The sequence below is a fragment of the Bacillus sp. JJ1533 genome (genome assembly GCF_036965045.1).
Taxonomy (GTDB): domain Bacteria; phylum Bacillota; class Bacilli; order Bacillales; family Bacillaceae_L; genus Ferdinandcohnia.
Genome location: NZ_JBALOV010000033.1, coordinates 16458 through 21868, shown reverse-complemented (window position 1 = coordinate 21868; position 5411 = coordinate 16458). Strand labels below are relative to the sequence as shown.

At 32.5% G+C, this 5411-nt stretch carries 8 protein-coding genes and 1 pseudogene; 1 reads left to right on the top strand and 8 read right to left on the bottom strand.

What is annotated here, in order from left to right; all coding sequences use genetic code 11:
- Nucleotides 1–422 precede the first annotated feature (422 nt).
- The 3 genes from V7138_RS17535 to V7138_RS17525 all read right to left on the bottom strand — a co-directional run bounded on the left by V7138_RS17535 (nt 423) and on the right by V7138_RS17525 (nt 2131).
- The gene (locus V7138_RS17535) at nt 423–737 is read right to left on the bottom strand and encodes a hypothetical protein (protein WP_335399705.1); all 315 of its coding nucleotides are present in this window, start codon (nt 735–737) and stop codon (nt 423–425) included.
- Nucleotides 738–878: 141 nt separating this feature from the next.
- Nucleotides 879–1760: an aminoglycoside phosphotransferase family protein gene (locus V7138_RS17530; protein ID WP_335399703.1), complete on the bottom strand. Its 882-nt coding sequence runs from the start codon at nt 1758–1760 to the stop codon at nt 879–881.
- Between the two features lie 191 nt (nt 1761–1951).
- The gene (locus V7138_RS17525) at nt 1952–2131 is read right to left on the bottom strand and encodes a hypothetical protein (RefSeq protein WP_335399700.1); all 180 of its coding nucleotides are present in this window, start codon (nt 2129–2131) and stop codon (nt 1952–1954) included.
- A gap of 441 nt (nt 2132–2572) precedes the next feature.
- Between V7138_RS17525 and V7138_RS17520 the strand changes: the two genes are divergently transcribed.
- The gene (locus V7138_RS17520) at nt 2573–2677 is read left to right on the top strand and encodes a YjcZ family sporulation protein (protein ID WP_335399697.1); all 105 of its coding nucleotides are present in this window, start codon (nt 2573–2575) and stop codon (nt 2675–2677) included.
- Nucleotides 2678–2860: 183 nt separating this feature from the next.
- On the opposite strand, the gene V7138_RS17515 is transcribed toward V7138_RS17520, so the two are convergent.
- The 5 genes and pseudogenes from V7138_RS17515 to V7138_RS17495 form a co-directional block, all read right to left on the bottom strand.
- On the bottom strand, nt 2861–3331 hold the full coding sequence (locus V7138_RS17515) for a hypothetical protein (protein WP_335399695.1): 471 nt from the start codon (nt 3329–3331) through the stop codon (nt 2861–2863).
- Nucleotides 3332–3577: 246 nt separating this feature from the next.
- Nucleotides 3578–3805, bottom strand: a pseudogene (locus V7138_RS17510) (GNAT family N-acetyltransferase); the annotation flags it as partial.
- A 117-nt stretch (nt 3806–3922) separates the two neighbouring features.
- Nucleotides 3923–4051 (bottom strand): hypothetical protein, encoded by a 129-nt coding sequence (locus V7138_RS17505; RefSeq protein ID WP_335399692.1) that lies wholly within the window; start codon nt 4049–4051, stop codon nt 3923–3925.
- Between the two features lie 204 nt (nt 4052–4255).
- Nucleotides 4256–4744, bottom strand: a complete 489-nt coding sequence (locus tag V7138_RS17500; protein ID WP_335399715.1) for an AAA family ATPase — start codon at nt 4742–4744, stop codon at nt 4256–4258.
- 249 nt (nt 4745–4993) lie between these two features.
- Nucleotides 4994–5275, bottom strand: a complete 282-nt coding sequence (locus V7138_RS17495; RefSeq protein ID WP_335399689.1) for a DUF3784 domain-containing protein — start codon at nt 5273–5275, stop codon at nt 4994–4996.
- Nucleotides 5276–5411 lie beyond the last annotated feature (136 nt).

Below are 5411 nucleotides of genomic sequence, written 5' to 3'. Positions count from 1 at the left end.
TTCGTACATCTTTCTCAATTTGTTTCTCTTTATCTGCAATTATCGTATCCTCTACATTTTCTTCCTTAGAACTCTGAGAAGCGACCGATCCACAAGATACTAAAATTAATAATAAAATAAGTATAAGTAATAAAATAATTCCTTTCTTTTGCAAGTCCAACACCCTTTTCTGGATTAATATCTACCTTTTTTATATCGATATAGCTATCCTTTTTTTTACTGGGGATTAAATCCAAAAATATCCGGTTGTTAGGAGGAATTTAAACTTACTTTAAAACAGGAAGACAATATCTCTAGTCAAAATCGTTTTTTTATTCTTTGTTCAACTATTCTGCCCCGTTACTTGAAGAAGAAAAATAGCCACTCCCAATCTTCAGCTCTTTGCTATCCGTTTGTTGAAGAAAAAAAGGTTCTTAAACGATTTATTCTATTTCATTTTCTGTATGCTCAATTTGTTCTAAAATCCAAGTTTTATCTCCTTCTTTTGCATAAGAAGAAAAATACTCTTTATTCACCTCAATTAAGTTCCAAACCATCTCTTCTTGAACTACAATCTTAAATGCTTCCTCTTTAGTTTGGTTATTCGGGTCAAATGCTGTAATCCAGTATTCCTTGTAGTCGTTTGAATGCCCTTTTTCAATAACAATCAACCTCGAACTAGTGGATGTGAAAGGTCCTTCGCAAGACGAAAGCACTAATAATACGAATATTAGTAATAAACTTGAAGTTCTTTTCATTGTATCCCCCCAGTTAATAATTTCTCTTCTTTGATCCACTATCCTGCCCCGCTAGTACAACAAGAAAAAGCTGCCCTTATGACAGCTCTGATTTTCAATTATTGCACCCGTTAGTGCAATGAAAATTCTATTTTAATGACTTTATATTTCAGTTTCGTAATCATTAAGGATTACTTTTATAATATTAGATGATTCATCTGCGATTGTTTTGTTAGATTGTTTATTATAATTGTAGGTTATTAAAGCCTTCCATAAAGCCCAACCTCTTGCTCTATTCCAAGTTTCTTCATCAAAATTCAATGCATTCCTAAATATTTTTCTGCTGCTATCATCAAAAAATGTCCACGCCATTGCAGCATCACAAGAAGGATCTCCTACACCCAATATCCCAAAATCAATAACCGCACATAACATACCATTTTTAATTAATATATTTCCTGGTGCTATGTCACCGTGGACCCAAACTGGTTCACCAGCCCATTTTGAAGTTAATGCCAACTCCCTAATTTCTTTCATTAAGTGTTTGTTAAAAATATTTATATTATTAATAGCATCTCTGCACTCATCATTGTATACAACAATATCTCCGCCTCTATAAAAATTATGTTCACCAGCTAAGGGACCTCCAATGTTGTCAATAGATTGTAAATCGACTAAAAATTCCCCCAAATCATTTGCAAATATATTAATATCATCTATATTTTCTATAGTTAATGTCTCTCCATCCAACCATTTGTTAACAGACCAAGGATATGGGTAATCCCTACTTGGTTCTCCTTTAGCTAATGGTTCAGATATTGGTACAGAAAGATGCTTGGCTAAAATGGGTAACCATTTTTGTTCTTTTTCAACTTGGGGTACATAGGCTTCATCACTTGGTAACCTAACGCCCATACTATTACCTAAGTGAAAAGTTCTATTATCATTTCCACTCTTTTTAACAGGCTTGATTTCCAAATTAGACCACTCCGGAAATTGACGCGTTATTAACTTTGAAACTAAATCAACGTCGATTTTTAGCATTTAATCTCTCCCGATAATTTATTTATTGATCACCCTAAACCTAGTTACAGTCTTAAATTTCCTCTATTATTCCATTAAAATGCTCCGTTAGTTCAATATAATCCACAAAAAGAGCATTAATCCCTTCTTGGATCAACGCACCCTTTAGCTTAAGTACATTTCTTCACAAACTTAGATCAACATATATATTTTTACTGTTTGGCATTTCCTTTTTTAACTTTATAGAAAGCTAACGTTAAACCAATAATTACACAAATAAGTCCACCTAATCCCGTCGTAATTATAGATAATTCTTCTTTAAAAAAGAACGTACATATACCCAAAAATATAATAATTAACCAGCCTAAGACATTTATTTTGTTAGGTTTCATTCAACGACCCCCATTGGTAGAAAACTAAATCCGTACTTTAACTCTACTGCCCCGTTAGCTTAATAACTTCAACAAAATTAAGCGATAATCCTTCTTGGACTATCGCACCCGTTACTTTAAGTGTAATTCTTCACAAATTCTATGTTAAGAACAAAAAAAGGACTTTGAATACTTATTGAACAAACCTGACCGTAGTTCAAAAATGAAAGTGTTTTTCTTCATAACTTGTTCGAATCTGAACTATTAAATCCACACTTGTCCATTTCATTTTGGTATTTTACGCATAAACTATATTATCCACCTCCTAGCCCATAGTTTTACACCTCTACCGGACACTCATTATTATGGGTGTCCTTCAATTTATAATTAAGTCACTAGTCCAAGCATGTAAAATCCAGTTACATATATTGAATTAACTTCAAAAAAGAGGAGGTGCAGGCTATGAGTGGATATGGATATGGCCATCGTATGAATTTCGCCTTAATTGTTGTGTTATTCATCCTTTTAATTATTGTTGGGGTATCCTTCGTTCATCATGGATACTGATTTATATTTGGTATTCCTAGTTGAGGCTGACTACCTTAGTGGTCAGCCTTTTACATAGAATTTAATAAATAAATAAATTCTTCTTACGACGCTTTTTGTTTCTACTTCGACATACCAGCTTAGTTTTTCTAATTAAACTATCCTGCCCCATTAGTTTAAGACCACACCTTCACAATATTTAGTTCAACTGGAAAAAGATGAATGTGATCTTTTAAATTTATGGACGTTTTGTTTATATCGCTCTTTACAATCTAATATTGCGGTTTCGATTGCATAAGGGTCATTTTTTAACAAAGTTGGATACTTATTGTTTAGATATTGTTTTATAATTATTATTTCAGATACAGTTGGGAGTACAAGTGCTTTCGGTATAGGAAGAGGACTTTGCTCATTAAAGATGTAATCATAAGTCCTTTTATGGTCTTCTCTTATCCTTCTAAAATCACAAACTCCATTTCCATCAAATCTCGTACTGTCAAATAAAATTCTTAATATATTATTTGGCTTTCTATTTTTAGTACCATACGTTAGTTCTAATCTTAAAACAGACTGTCCAGCAAATTCTTTTTTAATGAATTTCTCTCTAATTTTATCTTTAGGTATCTCAAAAATTTCTTGTTTCACTACACACAAATATTTAAATGATGAAGACATATTAATTTCACCTCTTAGGAAGATTTCATGTGCTTTCGCAGATGTATATATAATGATACATACCTTCCAAAGTATTGGCGAAAAAAAGCGATTTTTATCCTAGCTATTACAAATGTCTAAAATCTTGCTTAGCCTTTCTCACCATTTAGTGCAACATCCTTAAAGCCTCATTATTTAACTTCTTTAATAGGAGAAACTAAGATGCTAAGTCAACTTCTCCATAAGCACCCGTTAGTTCAACAAGAATCATAATAATTTTTCCATAATAAATTCATTATACGGTAAGTTTTGAAGTAAACGTTCTCCAACAATTCTATATCCTTTTTTCTCATACATTTTAGGTAAATATGGGTGAGTTTGAGCTACCGTTAACCTAACTTTATTTTCACCCCTCTTTAAAAGTTCAGATTCCCCAAACTCCATTATTTTTGTAGCGATTCCTATCCCTTTATAAGATGACTTAACAGCTAATCTACTTAAGACGTAACACTACCACTCTTCACTGTATTTAACCCTTACAGTTGCTAAGATTTTATTTGTATGTTTTTCTTTTGCTGTTAATAAGATAGTGTTGAGTATCCAGCCTTGAACTTAATCAACATTTACCTTTGATGCGCTTGCAGGAAGTCCCAAATTCTCATTTTCCGAATATGCGTCACGATAAATATTTACTAATGTTTCTGCCTCATTAAATTCTGCTTTTGTTATAATCAACTCCATTTTAAACCTCCTGAAATTAATAAAAGAACTCACAAATCATTTTTAATCAAATCAGTTTTTATCTTAGTTCTTGATACTGGTCTTCTTTAACCAACCTGCCCGTTAGTACAATAACTTCTACAAAAAGGATGCTTCTCCTTCTTTAAGAAAAGCACCCGTTACTTCAAGAAAGGTATATCTAAGATTTTTAGTTCTAGTATCGGACTATTCAAGTTCCTCGGAACAAGGTGGCTCAAAAATTTGGATCCACTCTTTAAGTTTAACTTCAGGAATAAAAAAAGTCCCATCTGTCTTCTGTTTATTTCTTGTCTTTAGACGTTCAAATAATATCTCTTCAGATACATCAACAAAATGAATTTTAAATCCAGCTCCTAGTTCCTTTGCTCGAGAACGAAACTCATCTCGTTGACTTCGAACCCAACATCCATAATCGAGGATAACATCAACGCCAAGAACCAAAACTCTAGCTGCAACATCCCACATAAGAGACTCCACTGTGTCATGTCTAGTATCGTGCATAGATTCATCTGATTCCGTCATGTTCTCCCCATAATCATTACCGAATAAACGGATGTGCCATTCATCAGGAGTAAGACGCAGGGCTGAATATTTCTTTTCAAGTTCACGTGCAAGTGTAGTTTTACCACTACAAGGAAGACCACCCATTAAATGAAGGGTTGCGATATTGACCATCTCCAAACTTTTAAAAATTCTATAAAAATTTATACCCGAATTAAATATTCATCTAAACATCTTCTTAAATAAACCTGCCCCTTTAGTTTAATAACTTCAACAAAAAAAGTGCCTTAATCCTTCTTGGATCGAAGCACCCTTTAATGCAATAAGAGAATGAGCACCTATTGCTAGTTTAGATAAAGGATTTTATCTTAAATAAGGGCAAGGTCTCCTTTTAAAAAGGGAAACGCCCAACAATTCCTTTCCTTATTCAACCATTTTTGTGTTTACATATCCGAGTAACATAACGTATCCAATTAACATTATAGGAAATAATATTTTTTCGCTATTGGGATAGTTAATAAATCCACCTATCAACATAATAATTCCTATTATCAAGGAATACATACCAACTAATTTTGCGAGTTTATCCTGTTCTTTAACACGTTTTTGATTAAATCCAGATAATATCCACGTTTGTTTTTTTACGCCTATAAGGAAGGCTAAAATTAAAAGAACAATTGAAGCGATTATTAACAGTTGGTTCATTTTTAACACCTCTCTAAACTTATTTTCTTTTCATTATTAAAGGGACTATATAGTAAGAAACAATGAAAATGATCGACAAATAAATGATTAAATAACTTGTCTTAATGGAGTAATCGTTTAAAATTAATTCTGAATA